Origin of the sequence: Pseudoalteromonas sp. RB2-MNA-CIBAN-0110, from assembly GCF_040309305.1 — a bacterium.
GTDB classification, from domain to species: domain Bacteria; phylum Pseudomonadota; class Gammaproteobacteria; order Enterobacterales; family Alteromonadaceae; genus Pseudoalteromonas; species Pseudoalteromonas arctica.
This window is the reverse complement of the sequence record NZ_JBEOOQ010000029.1, coordinates 42,624-65,801: the sequence shown is the minus strand read 5'-3', so window position 1 is coordinate 65,801 and position 23,178 is coordinate 42,624. Positions and strand designations below refer to the sequence as shown.

At 39.6% G+C, this 23,178-nt stretch carries 20 protein-coding genes and 1 tRNA gene; 19 read left to right on the top strand and 2 right to left on the bottom strand.

Annotated features, from left to right (window positions below; translation table 11 throughout):
• Positions 1–122 precede the first annotated feature (122 nt).
• The 3 genes from AAEY68_RS14370 to AAEY68_RS14360 all read left to right on the top strand — a co-directional run bounded on the left by AAEY68_RS14370 (position 123) and on the right by AAEY68_RS14360 (position 2,440).
• Positions 123–1,121: a sigma-54 interaction domain-containing protein gene (locus tag AAEY68_RS14370; protein ID WP_350586184.1), complete on the top strand. Its 999-nt coding sequence runs from the start codon at positions 123–125 to the stop codon at positions 1,119–1,121.
• A gap of 112 nt (positions 1,122–1,233) precedes the next feature.
• Positions 1,234–1,764 (top strand): peroxiredoxin-like family protein, encoded by a 531-nt coding sequence (locus tag AAEY68_RS14365; protein ID WP_007585494.1) that lies wholly within the window; start codon positions 1,234–1,236, stop codon positions 1,762–1,764.
• 229 nt (positions 1,765–1,993) lie between these two features.
• Positions 1,994–2,440: an Hsp20 family protein gene (locus AAEY68_RS14360; protein ID WP_007585496.1), complete on the top strand. Its 447-nt coding sequence runs from the start codon at positions 1,994–1,996 to the stop codon at positions 2,438–2,440.
• Positions 2,441–2,500: 60 nt separating this feature from the next.
• On the opposite strand, the gene AAEY68_RS14355 is transcribed toward AAEY68_RS14360, so the two are convergent.
• Entirely contained in the window at positions 2,501–4,057 is a 1,557-nt protein-coding gene (locus tag AAEY68_RS14355) for a cryptochrome/photolyase family protein (protein ID WP_024593893.1), read from the bottom strand.
• Between the two features lie 192 nt (positions 4,058–4,249).
• Positions 4,250–4,711: a globin domain-containing protein gene (locus AAEY68_RS14350; RefSeq protein WP_007585499.1), complete on the bottom strand. Its 462-nt coding sequence runs from the start codon at positions 4,709–4,711 to the stop codon at positions 4,250–4,252.
• 430 nt (positions 4,712–5,141) lie between these two features.
• Between AAEY68_RS14350 and AAEY68_RS14345 the strand changes: the two genes are divergently transcribed.
• The 16 genes from AAEY68_RS14345 (at position 5,142) to AAEY68_RS14270 (ending at position 23,133) form a co-directional block, all read left to right on the top strand.
• Positions 5,142–5,218, top strand: a tRNA-Met gene (locus tag AAEY68_RS14345).
• Between the two features lie 281 nt (positions 5,219–5,499).
• Positions 5,500–5,955, top strand: coding sequence for a ribosome maturation factor RimP (gene rimP, locus AAEY68_RS14340; protein WP_002958482.1), 456 nt, complete (start codon positions 5,500–5,502; stop codon positions 5,953–5,955).
• Positions 5,956–5,994: 39 nt separating this feature from the next.
• Positions 5,995–7,494 (top strand): transcription termination factor NusA, encoded by a 1,500-nt coding sequence (gene nusA / locus AAEY68_RS14335; protein ID WP_007585502.1) that lies wholly within the window; start codon positions 5,995–5,997, stop codon positions 7,492–7,494.
• A 25-nt stretch (positions 7,495–7,519) separates the two neighbouring features.
• A complete protein-coding gene (gene infB, locus AAEY68_RS14330; protein WP_007585504.1) occupies positions 7,520–10,180 on the top strand; it encodes a translation initiation factor IF-2 in 2,661 nt (886 codons plus the stop codon).
• A gap of 156 nt (positions 10,181–10,336) precedes the next feature.
• A complete protein-coding gene (gene rbfA, locus AAEY68_RS14325; RefSeq protein ID WP_007585506.1) occupies positions 10,337–10,822 on the top strand; it encodes a 30S ribosome-binding factor RbfA in 486 nt (161 codons plus the stop codon).
• Complete coding sequence (gene truB, locus AAEY68_RS14320) at positions 10,806–11,765, top strand: tRNA pseudouridine(55) synthase TruB (RefSeq protein ID WP_007585508.1); 960 nt, start codon at positions 10,806–10,808, stop codon at positions 11,763–11,765. Before rbfA ends, truB begins: the two co-directional genes overlap by 17 nt.
• 154 nt (positions 11,766–11,919) lie before the next feature.
• Positions 11,920–12,189 carry a 30S ribosomal protein S15 gene (rpsO, locus tag AAEY68_RS14315; protein WP_007585509.1) on the top strand — a complete coding sequence of 90 codons (270 nt, stop codon included), beginning with the start codon at positions 11,920–11,922 and terminating at the stop codon, positions 12,187–12,189.
• A 619-nt stretch (positions 12,190–12,808) separates the two neighbouring features.
• Positions 12,809–14,935 carry a polyribonucleotide nucleotidyltransferase gene (gene pnp / locus AAEY68_RS14310; protein WP_007585511.1) on the top strand — a complete coding sequence of 709 codons (2,127 nt, stop codon included), beginning with the start codon at positions 12,809–12,811 and terminating at the stop codon, positions 14,933–14,935.
• A gap of 141 nt (positions 14,936–15,076) precedes the next feature.
• Positions 15,077–15,955 (top strand): lipoprotein NlpI, encoded by an 879-nt coding sequence (gene nlpI, locus AAEY68_RS14305; RefSeq protein WP_165734800.1) that lies wholly within the window; start codon positions 15,077–15,079, stop codon positions 15,953–15,955.
• On the top strand, positions 15,942–17,117 hold the full coding sequence (locus tag AAEY68_RS14300) for a hypothetical protein (protein WP_350586182.1): 1,176 nt from the start codon (positions 15,942–15,944) through the stop codon (positions 17,115–17,117). Before nlpI ends, AAEY68_RS14300 begins: the two co-directional genes overlap by 14 nt.
• Positions 17,118–17,332: 215 nt before the next feature.
• Complete coding sequence (locus tag AAEY68_RS14295) at positions 17,333–20,125, top strand: monovalent cation/H+ antiporter subunit A (RefSeq protein ID WP_350586180.1); 2,793 nt, start codon at positions 17,333–17,335, stop codon at positions 20,123–20,125.
• A complete protein-coding gene (locus AAEY68_RS14290; protein ID WP_010554685.1) occupies positions 20,125–20,478 on the top strand; it encodes a Na+/H+ antiporter subunit C in 354 nt (117 codons plus the stop codon). The genes AAEY68_RS14295 and AAEY68_RS14290 overlap by 1 nt, the downstream gene beginning before the upstream one ends.
• Positions 20,475–21,992, top strand: coding sequence for a monovalent cation/H+ antiporter subunit D (locus AAEY68_RS14285; RefSeq protein WP_350586178.1), 1,518 nt, complete (start codon positions 20,475–20,477; stop codon positions 21,990–21,992). Before AAEY68_RS14290 ends, AAEY68_RS14285 begins: the two co-directional genes overlap by 4 nt.
• The gene (locus tag AAEY68_RS14280) at positions 21,992–22,528 is read left to right on the top strand and encodes a Na+/H+ antiporter subunit E (protein ID WP_007585523.1); all 537 of its coding nucleotides are present in this window, start codon (positions 21,992–21,994) and stop codon (positions 22,526–22,528) included. Before AAEY68_RS14285 ends, AAEY68_RS14280 begins: the two co-directional genes overlap by 1 nt.
• Positions 22,522–22,791 (top strand): K+/H+ antiporter subunit F, encoded by a 270-nt coding sequence (locus tag AAEY68_RS14275; protein WP_007378493.1) that lies wholly within the window; start codon positions 22,522–22,524, stop codon positions 22,789–22,791. Before AAEY68_RS14280 ends, AAEY68_RS14275 begins: the two co-directional genes overlap by 7 nt.
• A gap of 9 nt (positions 22,792–22,800) precedes the next feature.
• Positions 22,801–23,133: a Na+/H+ antiporter subunit G gene (locus AAEY68_RS14270; protein WP_007585525.1), complete on the top strand. Its 333-nt coding sequence runs from the start codon at positions 22,801–22,803 to the stop codon at positions 23,131–23,133.
• Positions 23,134–23,178 lie beyond the last annotated feature (45 nt).

Here is a 23,178-nt window from a genome sequence, read left to right as displayed (position 1 = left end):
AGCCACAACCAAATGGTTGCCCCTGGAGTAGCCGAAGAAAAACTTAATTCACTGTCCGGAATTAGCTGACCACAACAGTAGAAAGCGCGTTAACACCCAAAGAGCAAACTAAAGTACAACCTTTGGTTCAAAGCAGTGATAAAAGCCAAGATTTTGTTGGTGAATCTCTCGCAATGAAAACCGTTTTTAGATTGCTAGATAGTGCAGCTAGAAGCAAAGCATGCGTATTTATTACAGGTGAAAGTGGAACCGGTAAAGAAGTTTGTGCACAAACTCTTCATGATGCAAGTCCCCGAAATAAAGGGCCGTTTATTGCTATAAACTGTGCTGCGATCCCTGCTGAATTATTTGAGTCTGAATTTTTTGGGCATGTTAAAGGGGCATTTAGTGGCGCTTTAAGCGATCGTAAGGGCGCAGTTGAAGTGGCCAACGGCGGTACGTTATTTCTAGATGAACTATGTGAAATGGAGCTTAACTTACAAGCTAAGTTATTGCGCTTTTTACAAACTGGCATATTTAGCAAGGTTGGTAGCAGCGAAGTATTACACAGCGATGTCCGCTTGGTATGTGCAACCAACAGAAATCCAATAATAGAGGTAGCAGAGGGGCGCTTTAGAGAAGATTTATATTATCGTTTAAATGTTATCCCCGTAAAGCTCCCGCCTTTAAGGGAGCGCGGAAACGATATTTTGCTGCTCGCTGAGTATATTTTAAAACAAAAAAGCGATAGCAACGCTAAACATTTTATTGGCTTTTCTGATGAAGTTAAGGCGCTTTTTTGTAATTACGATTGGCCAGGAAATATACGCGAACTGCAAAATGTAATTGAAAATACAGTCGTTATTAATGATGGCGATGTAATAGAAAGAGATATGCTACCAAATTCATTTGGTCTAGGCGCTGTAAAACACTCAAGCTCAACTAAGTCAATTCACAATACAAACGATCAGAGTGTTCAATTATCTCCTATGTCGGTTCACGATATAGAACCATTATGGCAAGTTGAAAAAAGGGCTATTGAAAACGCAATCAAAAGCTGCGAAGACAACATTCCTCTTGCTGCTGCTTATTTAGGGGTAAGTGCATCTACCATTTATAGAAAAATAAAGGGATGGTCTTAAAGCTTTAATAGATTTTAATTGCAATTTTAGGTTGAATTAATAAAAGTTACCCTAAACTCTATTTGTAAGAGCAAAATTAATTTTTAATCTGAAATAGTAAAAGGAGATCGCAATGAGTAACACTAGTTTAAAACCTGCGGATATTATGCCATCACTAGTAGTGAGTGATGTTGATGAGAAAAAGGTAGATTTAGTTGACAGAATAAGTGACTCTCCGTGGAAAATGATTGTTGTTTATCGAGGCCAGCACTGCCCTAAATGTACTGCGCAACTCAACGAGCTTGCTAAAGTTCATAAAGACTTTAAAGAGGCTGGAGTTGAAGTGGTTGCAGTAAGTGGTGATAGCCATGAGCAGCTTAATAAACATCTTGAAAAAATAGATATTAACTTCCCAATTTACTATGGTTTAACAATCGAACAAATGACTGATTTAGGGCTACATATTAGCGAGCCTCGCAGTGGTGCAGAAACTGATCATCCATTTGCTGAACCAGGAATTTATGTGCTTAATGAAAAAAATCAGCTGCAAATGGTAGATATATCAAACAGCCCGTTTGTTCGTCCTGATTTAGAGCAACTGCTAGGTGGGATTAAGTTTTCAAGAGAAAACGACTATCCAATCCGGGGCACATTTATTAAATAGTATTCATTTTAAATGGTTTCAAAAAAGGCACTCTTCAGTGCCTTTTTTATTTATTTTTAATAAATTTACTTGAAAACAATTTTACCGTCCATATATAGTTAAGTAGGACGCCTGATGGGTCCTAAATTAAACTTAAACAATTGAAATTTATATTATTAATTAAACTTTGCTTGAGCTTGTTCAATAGAAAAGCACATGCAAAATATCGCTTAAATATGAGGATATTATTATGCGTACAGTAGACTTATCACCACTTTATCGTTCATTTATCGGCTTCGAACATTTAGCATCACTTATGGATGCGGCAGCTAATACAGACAAGCAGCCGAGTTTTCCTCCTTACAATATAGAAGCACTCGATAAAGACAAATACAGAATCACTATGGCCGTTGCCGGTTTTAGTGATAGTGAATTAACCATTGAGTCAGAAAACAACACATTAAAAGTTGCAGGTATTAAAGCTAATAAAGATGAAAATAATGAACGTAAGTTTATTCATCAAGGTATAGCAGAGCGTAACTTTGAACGTAAATTTCAGCTTGGAGACCATGTAAAAGTACTTGGTGCCGATTTAGCTAACGGCTTATTAAGCATAGAGTTACAGCGTGAAATTCCTGAAGCACTTAAACCACGTAAAATAGAAATTGGTAATAGCAATCTAATAGAAGGTAAATAGTCTTCTAAAGTACATATTCCCCTGATTATTTAGCCGCCTCATTTGAGGCGGTTTTTTTACTTAAAGCGCTTCTAAATTATTAAGGTAGTAGGTTGCTTGTTGCAGCGTTTGTTCTTGAAGTGTTTCATCTTGTTTATCCCAGTTTTTATATACCATACCAATACGTGGGTTCTTCTCTAGCCTGTCTCTGTGTCTATTCATGAAATGCCAATACAAGCTATTTAGCGGGCAGGCCTTATCTCCTACTTTTTGTTTAACATCGTACTGACAGCTTTTGCAGTAATCGCTCATTTTATTAATGTAGTTACCGCTTGCAGCATAAGGCTTTGTTGCAATTATTCCATCATCGGCAAACTGGCTCATGCCTCGGGTGTTGGGCATTTCTACCCATTCTATGGCATCTATATAAACGCCTAAGTACCAGTTGTCTACGTCATCAGGGCTTATTCCTGTGAGCATGCAAAAGTTCCCAATAACCATTAGGCGCTGAATATGATGAGCATAAGCGGTTTCAAGGCTTTGCTTGAGTGAGTGGCTTAGACAATTCATTTTTGTAGAGCTGTTCCAAAAATAAGATGGCAGTTTATTTTTGGCTTGTAATTGATTTTTAACTGCGTAGTCGGGCATGTTAATCCAATAAATGGCACGTACATACTCTCTCCAGCCTAATATTTGCCTGGTAAAGCCCTCTACTTGCGAGAGGGATATTTCATTGGGTCTTTGTTCGTATTCGCTTATTACACGTTTGATTACATATAACGGGTGGAGTATTTTTGCGTTTAGGGCAAACGATAAACGGCTATGGTACAGGCTGGTATTGTTTTTACTTTGATCTGTCATCGCATCTTGAAAGTGACCAAAGCGACTAAGTAAGTGCTCACAAAAGTATTCAAGAGATTCAATCGCTTGTTTACGCGTTGTTGGCCACTCCAGTGAATGTTCATTTATTTCACCCAAATAAGCGACGTTGTGTTTATTTAAACGAGAAATAATGCTGCTAACATCAGTATTGAATAACTTAGGCTCTGGGATGTCGGCTAAGTCTTTTTTGGAAAATTTATTACGATTATTACTATCAAAATTCCATTTGCCACCAGTTGGCTTTGCATCATCAATTAATATATTAAATTGCTTACGCATAGCACGATAAAAGTGCTCCATTGTTACATGCTTGTTTTTTGTAAAGCGTGTTTTTATATCGGTGAACGGTAATAAAAAGTGTTCAGTATCTGTAGCAATTACATTTAATGAGCTATCACTTTTAAACTTAGCTAATTGAGATTTTAGCCTAAACTCGTCAGGGTATTGATATTCAATAGAGTCGCATTGGTATTTATCGGCAACTCGCTTGAGTAATTCAATCAAGTCCTTGTCGTCATCGGTATCATCAAGTGTTAAATGTAAAACATTAAAACCTGCCGTGTTTAATGCAGTTGCAAAGTTTTCCATAGCATTAAAAAAAGCACACAGTTTTTGAATGTGATGTTTAACGTAGTCAGTTTCTTGTTTTAGTTCTGCGATGAGGTAAAGCGTGTCGTCGTCTTTTTGCTTGTACCATGAATGAGATGGGTTTAGCTGATCGCCTAGTATTAGTCTGAGTGTTTTGTGATGGGTCATAGTAAAGCCAAATTTTTTTATACGGACGTATTTAATTAAAGGATCGTTTTACTATTTAACTACGAGTGAATAGGGCAAAAAGGCTTAACCGATTATCAGGGCAATAAAGGCGTGTTGGATCATGGTGTGCAAATGAGTTTAATTAATGGGGAGGTTAAGTAAGTTAAATTGCCACCCCTAAAAATTGTATATTTAAATTTTATTACTTTGCTTTTGCTGCATTTTTTGTTGTAACGAAACCACATTAGATACATTAAATAGAATATTGCTGGCAAAGTTTTCAAAATATTTAAGGGCTTTTTTCCAAGCGAGCTGGCTCTCAGGAGTAAAGTGTTTACCAAGGTGCTCTTTAAGGGTTTCGTAAAACGCATCAGATAATAGTGCAATGTCACTTTGCGAAACACTGCTTTTTTTTAGGTACATTAAATGATGTGCTAAAAAAGGAGCTACCGATGCTGGCTTATCTAAATGTTTAACAATTCGTTCTAACACACAAAAAAGGGTAAAACTCTTTTCGTTAAATTGTAAGGCTGTTGGGTAATTCATTTCAATGCTAGATTCAGCCAATTTACTGTGAAATCGAGCCGTGAATGCATGAAAATTTGGCTTAATAATTGTTAAGTTATTTAACAATGCTGATTGTTGTTGGTTCATTTTTATCTCGCTGCAGTGAGTAATAACTATTATTATTAAGTGGCATAAAATTGATTATAGCGGGCAGATAAAATTCTGCACGTTTTTTTAGTGTTAAAGTATGGGTTTTAGTTATATCAATTTATTTTCTGGTAAATTGTAAGCATCTAAAAGGTACTAAGGTAGCTCAAATTTAGTTTGTTTGATTTTCACTCAAAAATAATAAGCTGTAATATTTAATAATTTAGAGACAGCATTTTATAAAATTGATTGATTACTTATGTTACTTATATATACATTAAATTAGCATCTTGACGAATTGGAAATTTTATAAACTAATTGCGTATTATAGTTGCTAATCATCCCGTACATCCTTATAATAGCGGCCATTGTTTAGCATGTTGTAAAACAGCTAACAGCGATATTAAATTTAAAGTTTGATATCTATTGGCGCGGGATGGAGCAGTCTGGTAGCTCGTCGGGCTCATAACCCGAAGGTCGTCGGTTCAAATCCGGCTCCCGCAACCAATTCTACTAGTAGGTATTACCTTACTAATTTATATCGCGCATTCTAAGTAATGCGCGTTTTGCGTTTTAGACTATGTAGTTTAATTAGGTCAGTTTACTGACTCGCAACCAAGCTTGGCCCTAGGCCACACAGTTTTATGCTTTATTGGTGTGACGCCCCGCTTGGTTCGGGGCGTTGTTGTATCTGCACCTTGCGATTTGTGGCAATTGTCATCAAATTAAAACTTAAACTCAGTATTTTAGGGCTATAAGCCCTTTTTTTGTTTGTATGGAGGATTTTCGTGACAAAACTTGAACAAGATTTAGTAACCATGTTAACGCCTGCGGTAGAAATGTTAGGCTTTGAATTGCATGGTCTTGAATTTGTGCAAGCGGGTCGCCATTCTACCTTAAGAGTATATATTGCTCATGAGGATGGGATCTCAGTTGATAACTGTGCGGATGCAAGTCGCCAAATTAGTGCGATTTTAGACGTCGAAGACCCAATTACAAATGAATATGATTTGGAAGTATCGTCTCCTGGTGTTGATCGTCTATTATTCAAACAAGATCACTACGAGCAGGCGCAAGGAGAGGAAGTACGCGTGCGTACTAAACTTCCACAGGATGGTCGTCGTAATTTTAAAGGCGACTTAGTAGCAGTTAGCAGCGATATGATCACACTATCTAGCGATGGTGCAGAGCATCTGATCATGCTTAGTAACATCGAACGTGCGAATTTAATCGCGAAGTTTTAAATTCGAGTGCGAAGGAATAGGGCAAGCGAGGCATTACCCATGGCAAAAGAGATATTATTGGTTGCTGAAGCCGTTTCCAATGAGAAAGCGGTTCCAAAAGAAAAGATTTTTGAAGCTCTAGAGTTCGCTTTAGCGACAGCTACAAAGAAAAAACACGATGGCGAAATTGAAGTACGCGTAGCAATTGACCGTAAAACCGGTGATTACGATACGTTCCGTCGTTGGCAGATTGCCGCTGTATTAGAAGATGGTTCTTTAGAGAACCCATACAGCGAAATCACTCTAGAAGCAGCACAGGTTGAAGAACCTGATTTGCAAATGGGTGATTATGTTGAAGAGCAAATCGACTCAATCAAATTTGACCGTATTACAACACAAATGGCTAAGCAAGTTATCGTACAAAAAGTACGTGAAGCTGAGCGCGCTTTAGTTGTTGAAGCATACAAAGATCAAGAAGGCGAGCTGGTAACGGGTGTTGTTAAAAAAGCAACTCGCGATGCAATCGTGCTTGATTTAGGTAACAACGCAGAAGCGGTAATTTACCGTGATGACATGTTACCACGTGAAAACTTCCGCCCGGGTGACCGTATCCGTGGTCTTTTATATGAAGTTAAGCCTGAAGCACGCGGTGCACAATTATTTGTAACGCGCTCTAAACCTGAAATGCTAATGGAATTATTCCGCATTGAGGTGCCAGAAATTGGCGAAGAGATGATTGAATTACGTGCAGCAGCACGTGATCCAGGTTCACGCGCTAAAATTGCTGTTAAATCTAACGACAAACGCATAGACCCAATTGGTGCATGTGTTGGTATGCGTGGGGCACGAGTTCAGGCTGTATCGTCAGAACTTGGCGGTGAGCGTGTTGATATCGTACTTTACGATGACAACCCGGCACAATTTGTTATCAATGCAATGGCGCCAGCAGAAGTTGCTTCAATCGTAATGGATGAAGACACTCACTCAATGGATATCGCTGTAGAAGCAGATAACCTAGCGCAAGCAATTGGTCGTAATGGTCAAAACGTTCGTTTAGCAAGTCAGTTAACTGGCTGGGAACTAAACGTAATGACTGTTGAAGACATGCGTACTAAAAATGAAGCTGAATCTGATAAGTTACTTAACTTATTCACTGAAAATTTAGAAATTGATGATGAGTTTGCATCATTACTTATCAACGAAGGTTTCTCGACACTTGAAGAAGTGGCGTATGTACCAGCGTCTGAATTTTTAGAAATTGATGGTCTTGATGAAGAGACTGTAGATTTACTGCGCTCACGCGCAAAAGATGCATTGACAACTAAAGCACTTAAAACGGAAGAAAGCTTAGATGGCGCAGAGCCAGCTGAAGACTTACTTGCGCTTGAAGGCTTAGAGCGTCACTTAGCATTTGTTATGGCAAGCAAGGGTGTTGTTACACTTGAAGACTTGGCAGAGCAAGGTATTGACGAATTAGTTGATATCACAGAACTTTCATCTGAAAAAGCGGGTGAACTGATTATGGCTGCACGAAACATTTGTTGGTTTGCAGACGAGTAATTTATTAACGGAGGTATTACACACTATGGCAGAAGTAAATGTTGAAAAACTAGCCGGCGATATAGGTACGACTGTTGATAAATTGCTACAGCAGTTTTCACAAGCAGGTATCACTAAGCAAGCAACTGATAACGTAACAGAAGCTGAAAAAGCAACGTTACTTGATCATTTAAGCAAGCATCATGGCGGTACAGGTTCAGATGGCCCAGCGCGTATGACTTTACAACGTAAGAGCAAAAGCACTTTAAGTGTTACGGGCTCTACTGGTAAAGCAAAAGATGTTCAAGTTGAAGTTCGCAAAACACGTACTTACGTGAAGAAAAGCGCAATGGAACAAGAACAAGAGCAAGCTCGCTTAGCTGCTGAAGAAAAAGTGCGTCTTGAAGAGCAGCAAAAAGCTGACCAAGAAGCCGCAGAATTAAAAGCGAAACAAGAGGCAGAACGCAAAGCTAAAGAAGAAGCCGACCGTAAAGCCAAAGAAGAAGCTAAACGCAAAGCTGATGCAGAGCGTAAAGCGAAACAAAAGCAGATGACCCCAGAGCAAAGTGCTAAGTCTGAGAAAGATCGCATAGAAGCTGAGCGTCTGCAAAAAGAAGCAGAAGAGGCCGCATTGAAGAAAGCTGAAGAAGAAGCGAAACGTCAAGCAGAAGAAGCAAGAAAGCTAGCTGAAGAAAACTCGGCACGCTGGAAGAAAGAAGAAGAAGAACGTAAGAAACGCGAAGAAACAGCGGATCACCATCTTACGACTTCTACTTATGCACGTGAAGCAGAAGATGTTGCCGATGCTCGTGATGAGCAAGGTACACGCCGTGCTAAGAAAAAGAAAAAAGCGCCAGCAAAAGATAAATTTGCAGCGTCAAGAGGCCGTAACAAGTCTAAGTTAAAAGCACCTGCATCATTACAACATGGTTTCCAAAAACCAACTGTTGATGTTAAAAACGAAGTGCGTATTAGCGAAACAATTACAGTAGCTGAGCTTGCATCACGCATGGCCGTTAAAGGCGCTGAAGTTGTTAAAACAATGATGAAAATGGGTGACATGGTTACTATTAACCAAGTGATTGACCAAGAAGCTGCACAATTAGTTGCAGAAGAAATGGGTCACAAGGTTATCATTGTTAAAGAAAACGAATTAGAGCAAACAGTACTTAATGACCGCCACGAAGATGGTAAGTCAGAGCCACGTGCTCCAGTAGTAACTGTAATGGGTCACGTTGACCATGGTAAAACATCAACTCTTGATTACATTCGTTCTGCGAAGGTTGCTTCTGGCGAAGCCGGTGGTATTACACAGCATATTGGTGCATACCATGTTGATGTAAACGGTCACATGATCACCTTCTTAGATACACCAGGACATGCTGCATTTACTTCAATGCGTGCTCGTGGTGCTAAAGCGACTGATATCGTAATCCTAGTAGTTGCAGCAGATGATGGCGTTATGCCACAAACTAAAGAAGCGGTACAGCATGCTCGTGCAGCTGGCGTTCCTTTAATCATCGCAGTAAACAAAATGGATAAAGAAGGCGCAGATCCAGATCGTGTTAAAAACGAACTTGCTGTACTAGACGTTATTCCAGAAGAATGGGGCGGCGATACGCAGTACGTTCATATCTCAGCTAAAACTGGCTTAGGTATTGACGACCTTCTTGAAGCAGTATTGAACCAATCTGAACTTTTAGAGCTTTCTGCACCTACTGAAGGTATGGCGGCTGGTGTTGTTATTGAATCTCGTCTTGATAAAGGCCGTGGTCCAGTAGCATCAGTACTTGTTCAATCTGGTACGCTTAACCAAGGTGACATTGTATTATGTGGTCTTGAGTATGGCCGTGTTCGTGCAATGCGCGATGAAAACGGTAAAGACATTAAGTCAGCTGGCCCATCTATCCCAGTTGAGATTTTAGGTCTTTCTGGTATTCCAGCTGCAGGCGACGAAGCGACTGTAGTTAAAGATGAGCGTAAAGCGCGTGAAGTTGCTTTATACCGTCAAGGTAAGTTCCGCGATGTTAAACTAGCACGTCAGCAAAAAGCTAAGCTTGAAAACATGTTTACTAACATGACTGAAGGCGATGTTTCTGAAGTTAACGTGGTACTTAAAGCAGACGTTCAAGGTTCTATCGAAGCAATCTCTGATTCACTAACTAAACTTTCTACTGATGAAGTGAAAGTGAAGATTGTTGGTTCAGGTGTTGGTGGTATTACCGAAACTGATGCAACACTAGCTGCAGCGTCTAACGCAATTGTAGTTGGCTTTAACGTTCGTGCTGATGCTTCAGCTCGTAAAGTTATCGAGACTGAAAACTTAGACCTACGTTACTACAGCGTAATCTACAGCTTGATTGACGAAGTTAAACAAGCAATGTCAGGTATGCTAGCGCCAGAGTTTAAACAAGAAATCATTGGTCTTGCTCAAGTTCGTGACGTATTCAAGTCTCCAAAAATTGGCGCAATCGCTGGTTGTATGGTTACTGAAGGTGTTATTAAACGTAGCGCTCCAATCCGTGTACTACGTGAAAACGTTGTTATCTATGAAGGTGAACTTGAGTCACTTCGTCGCTTTAAAGACGATGTTGCTGATGTTCGTAACGGCATGGAATGTGGTATCGGCGTTAAGAACTACAATGACGTACGTGTTGGTGACCAAATCGAAGTATTCGAAACAGTTGAAGTACAACGTACTCTATAATTGTTACTAGGGAGTATTGAACGCTCAGGTTAACGCCGGACGTTCTACACACCCTACGCTAAGATTTTAAATGGGGGCTTAGCCCCCATTTGCATATCCATTATTTAGTTAACTTATTATTTAATTTCAATAAGTTATTATTTTAGGACAAGTATAATGAGAGAATTTTCTCGCACTGATCGTGTTGCACAGCAAATCCAAAAAGAGATTGCTGTAATTTTACAACGCGAAATTAAAGATCCACGCTTAGGTATGGTGACAGTGTCAGCGGTAGAAGTATCGCGCGATTTATCTTATGCCAAAATTTTCATTACTGTGTTTAACACACAAGATGAAGACGCAGCAAAGCAAAGCGCAAAAGTACTTAATGAAGCAACGGGCTATATTCGCTCGTTACTTGGTAAGCGTATCCGTGCACGTATAATGCCTGAGTTAAAGTTTGTAGTTGATAACTCATTAATGGAAGGTATGCGTATTTCTAACTTAGTGGATTCTATTATCCGCGAAGATAACGCAAAGCATGTAGATGAAGACGTAGAAAGTGTTGATGCTGCTGATGTTTCAGATAGCGAAGAAGGTACTGATCACGTAGACGATACAGATAGCGAAGAAGGCACTGATACAGATGGCAAAGCGCAGTAAAGGCCGTGCAGTTGACGGTATTTTGTTGTTAAACAAACCTGAAGGCATTTCATCAAATAAAGCATTACAGCAAGCAAAAAGTGTTTATTTTGCGCAAAAAGCTGGACACACAGGTGCTTTAGATCCACTTGCCACAGGTATGCTGCCAATTTGTTTTGGTGAAGCGACTAAGTTTACGCAGTTTTTACTCGATACAGATAAAACCTATATCGTTCGTGCACAACTGGGTGAGCGTACAACAACATCAGATTCTGATGGCGAAATTGTTAGCACTAAAGATGTGAACGTTACACGTGAACAGCTAACAAAAGAAATAGCTGCTTTTGTTGGTGAGTCTGAACAATATCCGTCAATGTACTCAGCTCTTAAGTACCAAGGTAGACCGTTATATAAGTACGCGCGCGAAGGTATTGAAGTTCCTCGTAAATGCAGAAAAATAAACGTGTTTAGCTTATCGTTTGACGAATTTGATGAACAAAGCAACGTATTACAAATGACGGCCCATGTATCTAAAGGGACCTACATTCGTACAATCGTTGATGATTTAGGCGAAAACCTAGGCTGTGGCGCACACGTTATTATGCTCCACAGAACCGCTGTTGGTCAGTATCCGGCAGATAAAATGGTCTCGCTTGATGAGATTGAAGCGTTGCTTGCTAAAGCGAAAGAAGAAGAGCTTGCGCCTTCAACTTATTTAGACTCGCTATTGCTACCAATTGATACTGCTTTAACTGATTTACCCGTTGTTGAAATTACAAAAGAACAAGGGGGAATTTTTAGTCACGGGCAAGCTGTAGAATTATCAATCGCTTTACCTGATGGTGCAATTAAAGTTGTTGCGGATAATATATTTATTGGTACTGGTGAGCGTAACTCAAACGGTCATTTAAAGGTTAAACGTGGTCTTGCTAGTCAGCAAGACGATTACGTGAAGCCTGAATAAGCAACTAATGTGCCTAACGGTGGCTTATTAGTTGTAGTTGGGGAAAATTAGCTTGTAGTTATTCCTACAGTTGGTAGAATACGCCCGCTTAATCGTTTTGGCTGAATTAGTGATCGGCTAAGACACCTTTTAAATTTAATTTTTTGGAGTTACTATGTCACTAAGCAATCAAGAAAAAATCGATATCATTGCTAAATTTGCACGTGCAGAAGGCGATACAGGTTCATCAGAAGTACAAGTAGCATTACTTACTTTTGACATCAACAAGCTTCAAGGTCACTTTGCTGATCACAAGCATGACTTCCACTCACGTCGTGGTCTGCTTCGTAAAGTAAGCACTCGCCGTAAACTACTTGATTACCTTAAAGGTAAAGACATCACTAGTTATACTGCGTTAATCAAAGAACTTGGCCTACGTCGCTAAGAACTAGATTATAGAAAAAGGAGCTTTTAGCTCCTTTTTTTGTGCCTGAAATTTGTGTTTCCAAATTAAGAAAATTCTTAAACCTATTGAATTATAATATAAAACCCCCATTTCATAGCCTACCAATAGCTGTTGTATTTACCCGCTAATTAGCCCAGTTTAAATCTAGTAGCGAGTGTGTGTTGACCTTTCGTGATTAATTTTGCAGCTGTATGTTTGGTCTTTAGGCAAGGCAGCGCCTATGTAGTGTGGTTATTCCCCATAAATAGGCGATAACGCAGCATAAATGCCAAACATGCGCTGCCCTGCGGGTTCATCCTAGGGGCGATTAACTCTTTGTTGCTCGATTTTTACTTAGCCCACTAGGTTACAAATCTCGCGCCGTGATTAAATCGACCCTAGATTGAACAAATTTCAATCCACAAAGATCAACACACCCTAGACTCGCATTTTGAAGCAGCTTTGGTATATACTATGCGCGTAGGTAAAAAGGTTTATCTACGCTTATTCACATCATTGCCAATTGTAGTACTTAATTGATTTCCAACTGAATACAATTATGTACTGTAATTGGTACTTTGATGACAACTTATTAGAATACATTTAAGGAATATTTTAAGTGCAAGCAATTATTAAAGAATTCAAACTAGGTCAACATACAGTGACTCTAGAAACTGGTGCAATCGCTCGTCAAGCAGACGGCGCTGTACTTGCAAGCATTGGCGACACTTCAGTTTTAGTAACTGTTGTTGGTAAGCGTGAAGCACAACCTGGCCAAGACTTTTTCCCACTAACAGTTAACTACCAAGAGCGTATGTACGCTGCTGGTCGTATCCCAGGTGGTTTCTTAAAGCGTGAAGGTCGTCCTAACGATGGCGAAACACTTATTGCACGTCTTATTGACCGTCCAATTCGTCCACTTTTCCCAAGCGGTTTTGTAAACGAAGTACAAGTTATTGCTACTGTTGTTTCTGTTAACCCTGAAATCCAACCTGATATGGTTGCGATGATTGGTACTTCAGCAGCACTTGCTATCTCTGGTATCCCGTTCAGTGGTCCAATTGGTGCATCTCGCGTTGGTTACATCAACGGCGAATATGTACTTAACCCTACATTAAAAGAGCTTGAAGAAAGCCAACTTGATTTAGTGGTAGCCGGTACTGATAAAGCGGTACTTATGGTTGAATCAGAAGCTAACGTACTTGCAGAAGACGTAATGCTTGGCGCTGTTGTATATGGTCATGAGCAATCTCAAGCGATCATCACTGCAATCGAAGAATTTAAAGCAGAAGCAGGCAAGCCTACTTGGGATTGGACTGCACCAGCTAAAAACGTTGCACTAGAAGATAAAGTTGCAGCAATTGCTGCTGATAAAGTAGGCGCAGCTTACTTAATCACTGATAAAGTAGCGCGTAAAGAAGCACTTGGCGTAGCTAAAGATGAAGTTGTTGCAGTGTTAACAGCTGAACTTGCTGAAGGCGAGTCTTTAGATAAGCAAGAAATTGGTAAAATATTCGGTTCACTTGAGAAGAAAATCGTTCGTGGCCGTATCGCTTCTGGCGAAAAACGTATCGATGGTCGTGAACCAGATATGATTCGTGCACTAGATGTAATGACTGGCGTATTACCGCGTACTCACGGTTCTGCTATCTTTACTCGTGGCGAAACTCAAGCGTTAGTAACAGCTACACTTGGTACAGAACGTGATTCACAGTTAATCGACGATTTAACTGGTACTCATAAAAACCACTTTATGCTTAACTACAACTTCCCTCCATTCTGTGTAGGTGAAACTGGTTTTGTTGGTTCTCCTAAGCGTCGTGAAATCGGCCATGGTAACCTTGCTAAACGTGGTATTGCAGCTGTAATGCCAACATTGACTGAATTCCCATATTCAATCCGTGTAGTATCTGAAATCACTGAATCAAACGGTTCATCTTCAATGGCTTCTGTATGTGGTACTTCACTTGCACTTATGAATGCCGGTGTACCAATTAAAGCGTCTGTTGCCGGTATTGCGATGGGTCTAGTTAAAGAAGACGATAAATTCGTTGTTCTTTCTGACATCTTAGGTGATGAAGATCACTTAGGTGACATGGACTTTAAAGTTGCTGGTACAGCTGCAGGTATCACTGCACTTCAAATGGATATCAAAATCGAAGGTATCACTCAAGAAATCATGCAAATTGCGCTTAAACAAGCAAAAGCTGCACGTTTACATATCTTAGAAGTGATGGACGAAGCAATTTCTGCTCCTTCTGAAGAGCTATCAATGTTTGCTCCTCGCATATACACAATGAAAATCCCACAGAAGAAAATCGCTGAAGTTATCGGTAAAGGTGGCGCAACTATTCGTCAGCTTACTGAAGAAACTGGTACAACGATTGAAATCGGTGACGACGGTACAATTAAAATTGCCGCTACTGATGGCGAAAGTGCAGCTAATGCAATTAGCCGTATTGAGCAATTAACAGCTGAACTTGAAGTAGGTACTATCTACGAAGGTAAAGTTGTACGTATTGTTGATTTCGGTGCGTTTGTAAACATTCTTCCTGGTAAAGATGGTCTAGTACATATTTCTCAAATTAGTACTGAGCGCGTTAATAACGTGGCTGATCACCTTTCTGAAGGTCAAGAAGTTAAAGTTAAAGTACTAGAAGTAGATCGCCAAGGCCGTGTACGTCTAAGTATTAAAGAAGCAATGGAATCAGCAGCACCTGCAGCTGACGCGCCAACTGACGCGTAATTGTTAACTTATTAATCTAGTTATATTAGCTAGATGATAAAAAAGGGGCTGTTTAGCCCCTTTTTTTATGCTTTAATGAAACCTTATTGGACAAGGTCTGTCTTATATTAATCGCGATATATCTTGGTATTAAGGATTTTAATGATACTCAAACATTTAGCTTTGGCATCTTTTGCTATTTTGTCTTTAAGCGCTTGCCAAACTACAACAGATTCAGAACCAACCCCGATTGTTAATGTGCCATTTACTGCACCTTTAGCCTCTGACTTTAGAAGTGAAATTGCTATTGCACGCTACTCGGAGTTATTGAATAGGGCTGACTTAAGCGAAGAGCAACAAGCTAAGCTTTATTACGACCGTGGTGTACTTTTCGATAGTCTAGGTATGACCACTCTTTCGCGTATTGATTTTAACCGCGCAGTAAAACTTAAGCCTGATTTAGCTGAAGTATATAATTTTTTAGGTATTCAACATACGCTTATGCAGCAGTACGAAAAAGCCTATGAGTTTTTTGATTCAGCTCTTGAGCTTGATGAAGAGCATGAATATGCTTATTTAAATAGAGGTATAGCCCTTTATTACGGCGATAGAGCTGGCCTTGCTAAAAATGACTTTAACGAGTTTTTAGCCCGTTCTCCTAAAGATCCGTACCGTGTTTTATGGGTTTATTTAGCCCAGGCACACGAGGATAAAGTAATCGCACTTGATGCCCTTAAACAAAATGCGACTGCGCTTGATGATTCGCAATGGGCGTATCAGTTAATCTCTCTTTATACGGGTGACATGAGTGAACATGCATTTTTATCAGGCATTAGTGATGGTGTTAGAACTGAGCAAGAATATGCGCAACGTTTATGTGAAGCTTATTTTTACTTAGCCAAAATGCATCAAGCAGCGGGTGAGCTGTACTTAGCATCAGACTATTTTAGGCTTGCGCTAGCAACCAATGTACATGAGTTTATTGAGTACAAATATGCGCGTTTAGAACTTGAGTTGATGGAAGGTGTTGACGCAAGTTAAGCGTTTTAAATTAATAGGTGTATTACTATGTTGTTTGTTAATTACAGGCTCGAGTAATCACCTTGGCGCTATTGGCTTTTGGCATGTTTTAAATACAAAAGCCAATGTTCTACAAAGTTATTGGAATTCACCAGCTTATTTTTCTGATCACCTAGAGCAGTTACCAAAGACCTCTTTAGCTATACTCGCTCGCAGTAAAATTTCCTCAGCACAATATATGTATTCTCTTAAGCTTATTAAAAGCAGTCAGAGTGATACTGCAAAACAATTTTGGCTCTCCGCTATAAATGACTTAACAATCCCAGAGCGTAAAATATTAGCAGCAAAGTTGCTTGAACAATCACGTTGGAGCGATCTAAAACTACTTGCTAGTAAAAATAAATTACCAGCAGGGGATGTGCTAAATCATCTTAAACTTCAATTAAAAACACCACAGAGTAAAATATCTACCGCGTTTATTCATGATCTTGGTTTTTCATCTTTAAGAAATATAAGCAAAACTAATAAGCAATGTATGTTTAACGTGCTGACTATGAGCGATCATCGCAGTGGCTTATATAAACTTACAGAGTTTATTAATGCTTATAATAAACAACCAGAGCCCCGTGAAAATATTTTTTGCTTTTCAAAACCCGTTTACGTTGCGGGTATGCTTGAGTGTAAAAGTAGTACTAGTCAAATAGCAAAGTGTGACTGGCAATCATCTAAACTTAATAGCCAGCTTCCTAACAATTTTGATTTTATAGTGATGATGCCGAAAGATGGAACGGCTAATGTCACGATGGGAACAATGCTAATAAACTCAAAAGCAAAATACAGTATATTTTTGCATGAGCTGATGCATTTTAACGGTTTTGAAGATGAATACGCTTTGCCTAAAACTAAGCAAGCATGGTTGTGTGCAAAAACGGGTTTTGTTGCACCTAATTTATTTATTTCTCATGGTGAGTCACCGCCAACAGGTTGGCATAAAGCAAAGAGTTGCCAAGTAGGGGGTACTGCTTATAAACCTAGTGAAAATTGGTCTATTATGCAATATCAGCAGTTAGGCCTCTCAGCGCAGTATAGACAACTTTGGTTGAAACATTTAGATATGACCAATGGTAACTTTTATCGTCACCCTGGCGCGCTTACATTTGCAAATAAGGCCATATTAAATTAACAATTATCAGTATTAATTAATTGTTTTTTTAGGCTTAATAAATTGTTAGTTCTTGTTTAAAAAACACCCATACAGAACCGCTTTTTATAGACAAAATCAGTGTTTTTCAGTATAACTATAGTCATTAATGTCGTTTAAAAACAGGCAGTAAAAGCATCACTTAGTATTAAAAAGAGATGCCCTAATAAACTTATGATAATAAAAGGCCCTACATTATGACTTTGCTCTGGATACCCTTGTTATCCTTAATTGGCAGTGTTATTTCTGCATGCACAGGTAAGTTATCCCGCAATTTAAGCACTAGTTTAACGGCTCTTGCGCCTTTGACGGCTTTGGGGATTACTCTATACCATGCACCTGCCGTTTTAGCGGGCGAAACCATTCGTTATTCTTTAGCTTGGATCCCGTCAATAGGACTCGATTTGTCTCTGCGGTTAGACGGCCTCAGTTTATTGTTTATGTTTATGATTTTAGGCATAGGCTTGCTCGTTATCCTCTACACCCGTTACTACCTAAGCGCTAATGACTCAATGGCTAAGCTATATAGTTACTTAATGCTATTTATGACTGCAATGCTTGGTATTGTTATGTCTAACAACGTCATTCAACTGTGGTTGTTTTGGGAATTAACGAGCATCAGCTCATTTTTATTAATTAGTTTTTGGTGGCATAAATCAGAAGCGCGAAAAGGCGCACGTATGGCGCTTGCTGTAACAGGCGCGGGCGGCTTAGCGTTACTTGCTGGATTGATGCTATTAGGTGATATTGTTGGTAGTTACGACCTAGATGTTATTCTAGCGAGTAAAGCAATAATTCAATCTCATGATTTATACGAAGTAGCATTGGTATTGGTGCTACTGGGTGCGTTTACTAAATCGGCACAATTTCCATTTCACTTTTGGCTTCCTCATGCAATGGCAGCGCCTACGCCAGTAAGCGCGTATTTACATTCTGCGACGATGGTAAAAGCCGGTATATTTTTGTTAGCACGTTTTCATCCTGCTTTGGCAGGCACCGATACTTGGTTCTTGCTCGTTGGGTTAACGGGTTTAGCTACGCTGTTGTTTGGCGCTTATATAGCATTATTCAAACACGACTTAAAAGGCTTGTTAGCCTATTCAACAATAAGCCATTTGGGTTTAATAACGCTATTACTCGGACTTGATACTGAGCTTGCGACTGTTGCTGCTATTTTTCACATAATTAACCATGCAACGTTTAAAGCGTCGTTATTTATGGCCGTTGGTATTATTGATCACGAAACGGGCACGCGCGATATGCGTAAATTAAATGGTATGTGGCGATACTTACCATACACTGCAACGCTTGCGATGGTCGCGGCGGCTGCAATGGCAGGAGTCCCTTTACTAAATGGCTTCTTGTCTAAAGAAATGTTTTTTGCAGAAACGCTGCATCAGCAAGTGCTTGGTTCTATGTCGTGGTTAATTCCAGTACTGGCAACTGTTGCAGGTGCATTAGCTGTTGCGTACTCAGCACGCTTTATTCATGACGTGTTTTTTAATGGTGAACCAATTGATTTACCTCGTACGCCGCATGAGCCACCGCGCTATATGCGTGTACCAATAGAAATACTCGTTGTGATTTGTTTGTTAGTGGGTATGTTCCCGCACTTTACAATTGATGGCATTTTATCTGCGGCGTCTTTAGCTGTACTTGGAAAAGAAATGCCTGTTTACGAATTAGCTATCTGGCATGGGTTTAACTTGCCTCTACTAATGAGTGCGATGGCGATTGCTGGCGGCTTATTTATTTATATTAATCGTAAATATCTATTTCAATTTCAAGCATCACTACCACCTCTTAACGCTAAAAAAACGTTTGAACGTGTAATCTTAAATATTGTTGCTTGGTGTCAGTCAAAGGTAAACAGTACAGAAAATGGATCGCTGCAGCGCTACCTTGTAATTATGTTAGCGGTAGTATTACTGTGTGCAGGTTGGCCGTTATTTGAAATGCAACAACTTGCTGGCAGCGTGCCACTTACGCCTGTTGATGTGCACAATGCAATTGGTGCAGGCTTATTGATTATTGGTGCTCTTGCTACCGTTATTTGTCATCGTTCTCGAATAGTATCGTTGTTAATGCTCTCAATTGTAGGATTAATGGTGTCGGTTGTATTTACACGTTTTTCTGCTCCTGATTTAGCGCTTACGCAGCTAACTGTTGAGGTCGTGACTATTATTTTACTTATGCTGGCATTGTTTTTCTTGCCGCAGCATTCGCCAAAAGAGTCAAGTTCATTACGCGTACTTCGAGACTTAGCAATAGCCTCTACGTTAGGTGTAGTGATAGCGAGTATTTGTTACGCATTACTTACACGTCCATTAGATTCAATCTCAGACTTCTTTATTGCTAACGCTAAAATAGGTGGCGGTGGTACCAACGTGGTTAACGTTATTTTGGTCGACTTTAGGGGCTTTGATACGCTTGGAGAAATTACCGTATTAGGTATTGCCGCATTAGGTATATTTAAAGTACTTTCTCGAATTCCATTATTTATGCCAGCAAGCGACAGCGAAGGGCGCCCATGGGCTAAAGAACGTCATCCAATATTACTGGCGAGTATTTCACAAAGTTTATTACCGCTTGCGTTATTAGTTTCTGCATATATTTTCTTACGTGGACATAACTTACCAGGTGGTGGCTTTATTGCAGGACTGGTAACGTCAATCGCGTTTATTTTGCAATACATGGCGCATGGTACAGCATGGATAAACGAACGCTTTGATGTTAATTATCGCAAAATTATAGCCTCAGGCATCGGCATTTCTTTGTTTACAGGTGTGGGTAGTTGGTTCTTCGATAAGCCATTTTTAACAACTTGGTTTGACTACTTTGATATTCCGTTTGTCGGTAAAACAGAGCTTGCCAGCGCGATTGCATTTGACTTAGGTGTTTACTTAACTGTTGTAGGCGCTACGTTAATGATTTTAGCAAGCTTAGGTAATATGACAGCAGATACCCAGAAAAAAGAGGTAAATATTTAATGGAATTATTGTACGCATCTTGCGTTGGAGTATTGGTCAGTTGCGGTGTGTTTTTACTGCTGAGAGCTCGTACATTCCCTGTAGTACTTGGGCTTACTATGATTTCATACGCTGTTAATTTATTTTTGTTTTCAGCAGGTCGCCTTACTATTAATAAAGCGGTAGTACTTGGTACTGGCACAGAATACGCCGATCCTCTACCTCAAGCATTAGTACTAACTGCAATAGTGATTGGTTTTGCGATGACCGCATTTGTGGTTATTTTGGCAATACGTGGGCGCGCCGATTTAGGTAGTGACCATGTTGATGGTTATGTGCCTAACACCTCTGCAGATAATAAGGAGCAAAAATGATCCAACATTTAGCTTCGCTACCTATTTTATTACCTATGCTGACGGCAGTTATTTTATTGCTGCCGCCATGTGGTAAAAGCGTCAAAATTCGCCGCTTAGTTTCAATTGTAATGGCAATAGCTACTTTTGCCATTAGTGTGCTTTTGCTTGTACATATTAATAATACGGGTATTAATGTTTACGCTATTGGTAATTGGTCTGCACCATTTGGGATAGTCTTAGTCGCTGACATGTTATCTACCTTATTGGTTACGTTAACTTCACTTTTAGGTTTGGGCGCTATTTTATATGGTAGTGCTGGCGATGATGAAAAGGGCAGCTTTTATCATCCACTTGTTCATTTTTTAATATTGGGTGTAAATGGCGCGTTTTTAACTGGCGATTTATTTAACCTATTTGTATTTTTTGAAGTGTTACTGATTGCATCATATGCACTGTTAATGCATGCAGGTGATAAACAAAACACTCGTGCGGCACTGCAATATGTAATATTAAATTTAGTTGGCTCAAGCGTATTTTTAATCGGTTTGGGTATTTTGTACGGTGTACTTGGTACGCTTAATATTGCAGATATGGCGCAAAAAGTATCACAGCTTTCGGGCGATGATGTATACCTAGCAAAAGCAGGTGGTTTATTACTATTAATTGTATTTGCTTTAAAGGCCGCACTATTACCTCTGCATTTATGGCTTCCAAATACGTATTCAAGCGCTAAACCTGTGGTTGCTGCATTGTTTGCGATTATGACCAAAGTAGGCGTTTACGCCATGCTTCGTGTTTACACGGTGATATTTGGCGAACAAGCCGGAGCGCTTGAACATATGGCGCAGCCTTGGCTTTGGGGCTTAGCAATTGCCACCATTATAGTGGGTGCCATTGGCGTTATGGCAGCGCAAGACTTACGTAAACTCACCTCTAACTTAGTATTAGTATCGGTAGGTACGTTGGTTGCGCTAATTGCATTGCAAAATGTAAATGCCACTGCTGCACTTTTATATTATTTAGTGCATTCAACACTTGTTAGTGCCGCACTGTTTTTACTAGCAGACCTTGTTTCTACGCAGCGCGGTAAAGTTGGTGATAGGCTAGTAGCGGGTCGCTCTGTTAAACAACCATTTTTATTAGGTGTGTGCTTTATTGTTGCGGCTTTAACTGTAGTTGGTATGCCGCCACTATCAGGCTTTGTAGGTAAAATTTGGATACTTAAAGCCACATTAAATAGTGAGCAAGCTTTACTATTTTGGCCTGTATATTTAGTAACAAGCTTCGCGTTGTTGGTAGCGCTTTCGCGTGCTGGCACAACCTTATTTTGGGAGCATAAAAGTAAAAATAGCGAAAACGCAGATTGTGCAAATGCACACCCGTTGCAGGTAATTGTAATTATAGGTTTACTTGCGTGTTCGCCATTGCTCGTTATTTTTGGCGGACCAATAAGTGAATACATGCTAGGTGCTGCTACTCAGTTACATGATATAAGCGGCGGTATTAATGCTGTACTTAAAGGAGGCATGTGATGAGATTACAAGCCCGTTTTCGTTGGTTACCAACGCCATTTCGTAGCTTATTTTTGTTTATGGTTTGGCTATTGTTAAATAATAGCGTGTCGGTAGGGCACTTAGTATTAGCGACTATTTTTGCAATACTTATCCCAATATTAAGTTTTTCGCTTCGCGAGCCTCAACCACTAATTTTAAAGCCGGGCTTGGCTCTCAAGCAGTTGCTTATTGTGCTGTACGATATTGTCGTAGCAAATTTACAAGTGGCTTTGCTTATACTTGGGCCATCTAAAAATTTGCGTCCGGCATTTATAAAAGTACCGATAGATTTAACTCATGATATGCCAATTACCATATTGGCCAGTAGTGTATCGCTTACACCCGGTACAGTGAGTGCAGAGGTTTACCCAATTGCTGAATCGTTACCTGAGGGTGAAGAGCCAACACAACGCTACTTATTAATACATGTGCTTGACCTTAAAGATGAAGAAGCACTTATCAAACAAATAAAACAACGCTACGAAGCTCCACTAAAGGAGATATTTCAATGTTAGACACCGTATTACTCATTGTTTTTTCGATGATTGGCTTATCATTATTGCTTAATTTATGGCGATTGATCATTGGTCCATCAGTGCCTGATCGTGTTTTAGCGCTCGATACAATGTACATTAACGTCATTGCACTGATTATTTTATATAGCATTAGTATGGATACAGGGCTTTATTTTGAAGCTGCACTACTGATTGCCATGCTAGGTTTCATAAGTACAGTTGCAGTGTGTAAGTATTTACTACGTGGCGATATAATTGAATAAGGTGAAAACATGATCAGCGAATGGGTTGTATCAATATTATTGTTATTTGGTGGTACGTTTATTTTAATTGGCTCAATAGGCTTAGTTAAACTACCTGACTTTTTTATGCGTTTGCATGGGCCAACTAAAGCAACAACGTTGGGCATGGCAAGTATGCTAATTGCAGCTATGGTTTATTTTGCAAATTCAGGGCATGGCCTAAGTGTTAAAGAAATACTCATTACTATATTTTTACTAATTACGGCACCGATTAGTGGTTACATGCTAATAAAGTCAGCTATTCATCATAAGCTAAAAGCCAAAGAAGGCACTAAAGGCCTAGATAATGTAGAAGACGATTAACATAAAAATATATTTATAAAAGGCCGAATAAATTCATTTTATTCG

Coding starts and splice junctions, on each gene's coding strand:
- AAEY68_RS14270 (WP_007585525.1), top strand. CDS start 22,801: ATGATCAGCGAATGGGTTGTATCAATATTATTGTTATTTGGTGGTACG.
- truB (WP_007585508.1), top strand. CDS start 10,806: ATGGCAAAGCGCAGTAAAGGCCGTGCAGTTGACGGTATTTTGTTGTTA.
- AAEY68_RS14290 (WP_010554685.1), top strand. CDS start 20,125: ATGGAATTATTGTACGCATCTTGCGTTGGAGTATTGGTCAGTTGCGGT.
- AAEY68_RS14350 (WP_007585499.1), bottom strand. CDS start 4,711: ATGAACCAACAACAATCAGCATTGTTAAATAACTTAACAATTATTAAG.
- AAEY68_RS14275 (WP_007378493.1), top strand. CDS start 22,522: ATGTTAGACACCGTATTACTCATTGTTTTTTCGATGATTGGCTTATCA.
- AAEY68_RS14295 (WP_350586180.1), top strand. CDS start 17,333: ATGACTTTGCTCTGGATACCCTTGTTATCCTTAATTGGCAGTGTTATT.
- AAEY68_RS14365 (WP_007585494.1), top strand. CDS start 1,234: ATGAGTAACACTAGTTTAAAACCTGCGGATATTATGCCATCACTAGTA.
- nusA (WP_007585502.1), top strand. CDS start 5,995: ATGGCAAAAGAGATATTATTGGTTGCTGAAGCCGTTTCCAATGAGAAA.
- AAEY68_RS14360 (WP_007585496.1), top strand. CDS start 1,994: ATGCGTACAGTAGACTTATCACCACTTTATCGTTCATTTATCGGCTTC.
- AAEY68_RS14355 (WP_024593893.1), bottom strand. CDS start 4,057: ATGACCCATCACAAAACACTCAGACTAATACTAGGCGATCAGCTAAAC.
- rpsO (WP_007585509.1), top strand. CDS start 11,920: ATGTCACTAAGCAATCAAGAAAAAATCGATATCATTGCTAAATTTGCA.
- AAEY68_RS14280 (WP_007585523.1), top strand. CDS start 21,992: ATGAGATTACAAGCCCGTTTTCGTTGGTTACCAACGCCATTTCGTAGC.
- nlpI (WP_165734800.1), top strand. CDS start 15,077: ATGATACTCAAACATTTAGCTTTGGCATCTTTTGCTATTTTGTCTTTA.
- rbfA (WP_007585506.1), top strand. CDS start 10,337: ATGAGAGAATTTTCTCGCACTGATCGTGTTGCACAGCAAATCCAAAAA.
- AAEY68_RS14285 (WP_350586178.1), top strand. CDS start 20,475: ATGATCCAACATTTAGCTTCGCTACCTATTTTATTACCTATGCTGACG.
- infB (WP_007585504.1), top strand. CDS start 7,520: ATGGCAGAAGTAAATGTTGAAAAACTAGCCGGCGATATAGGTACGACT.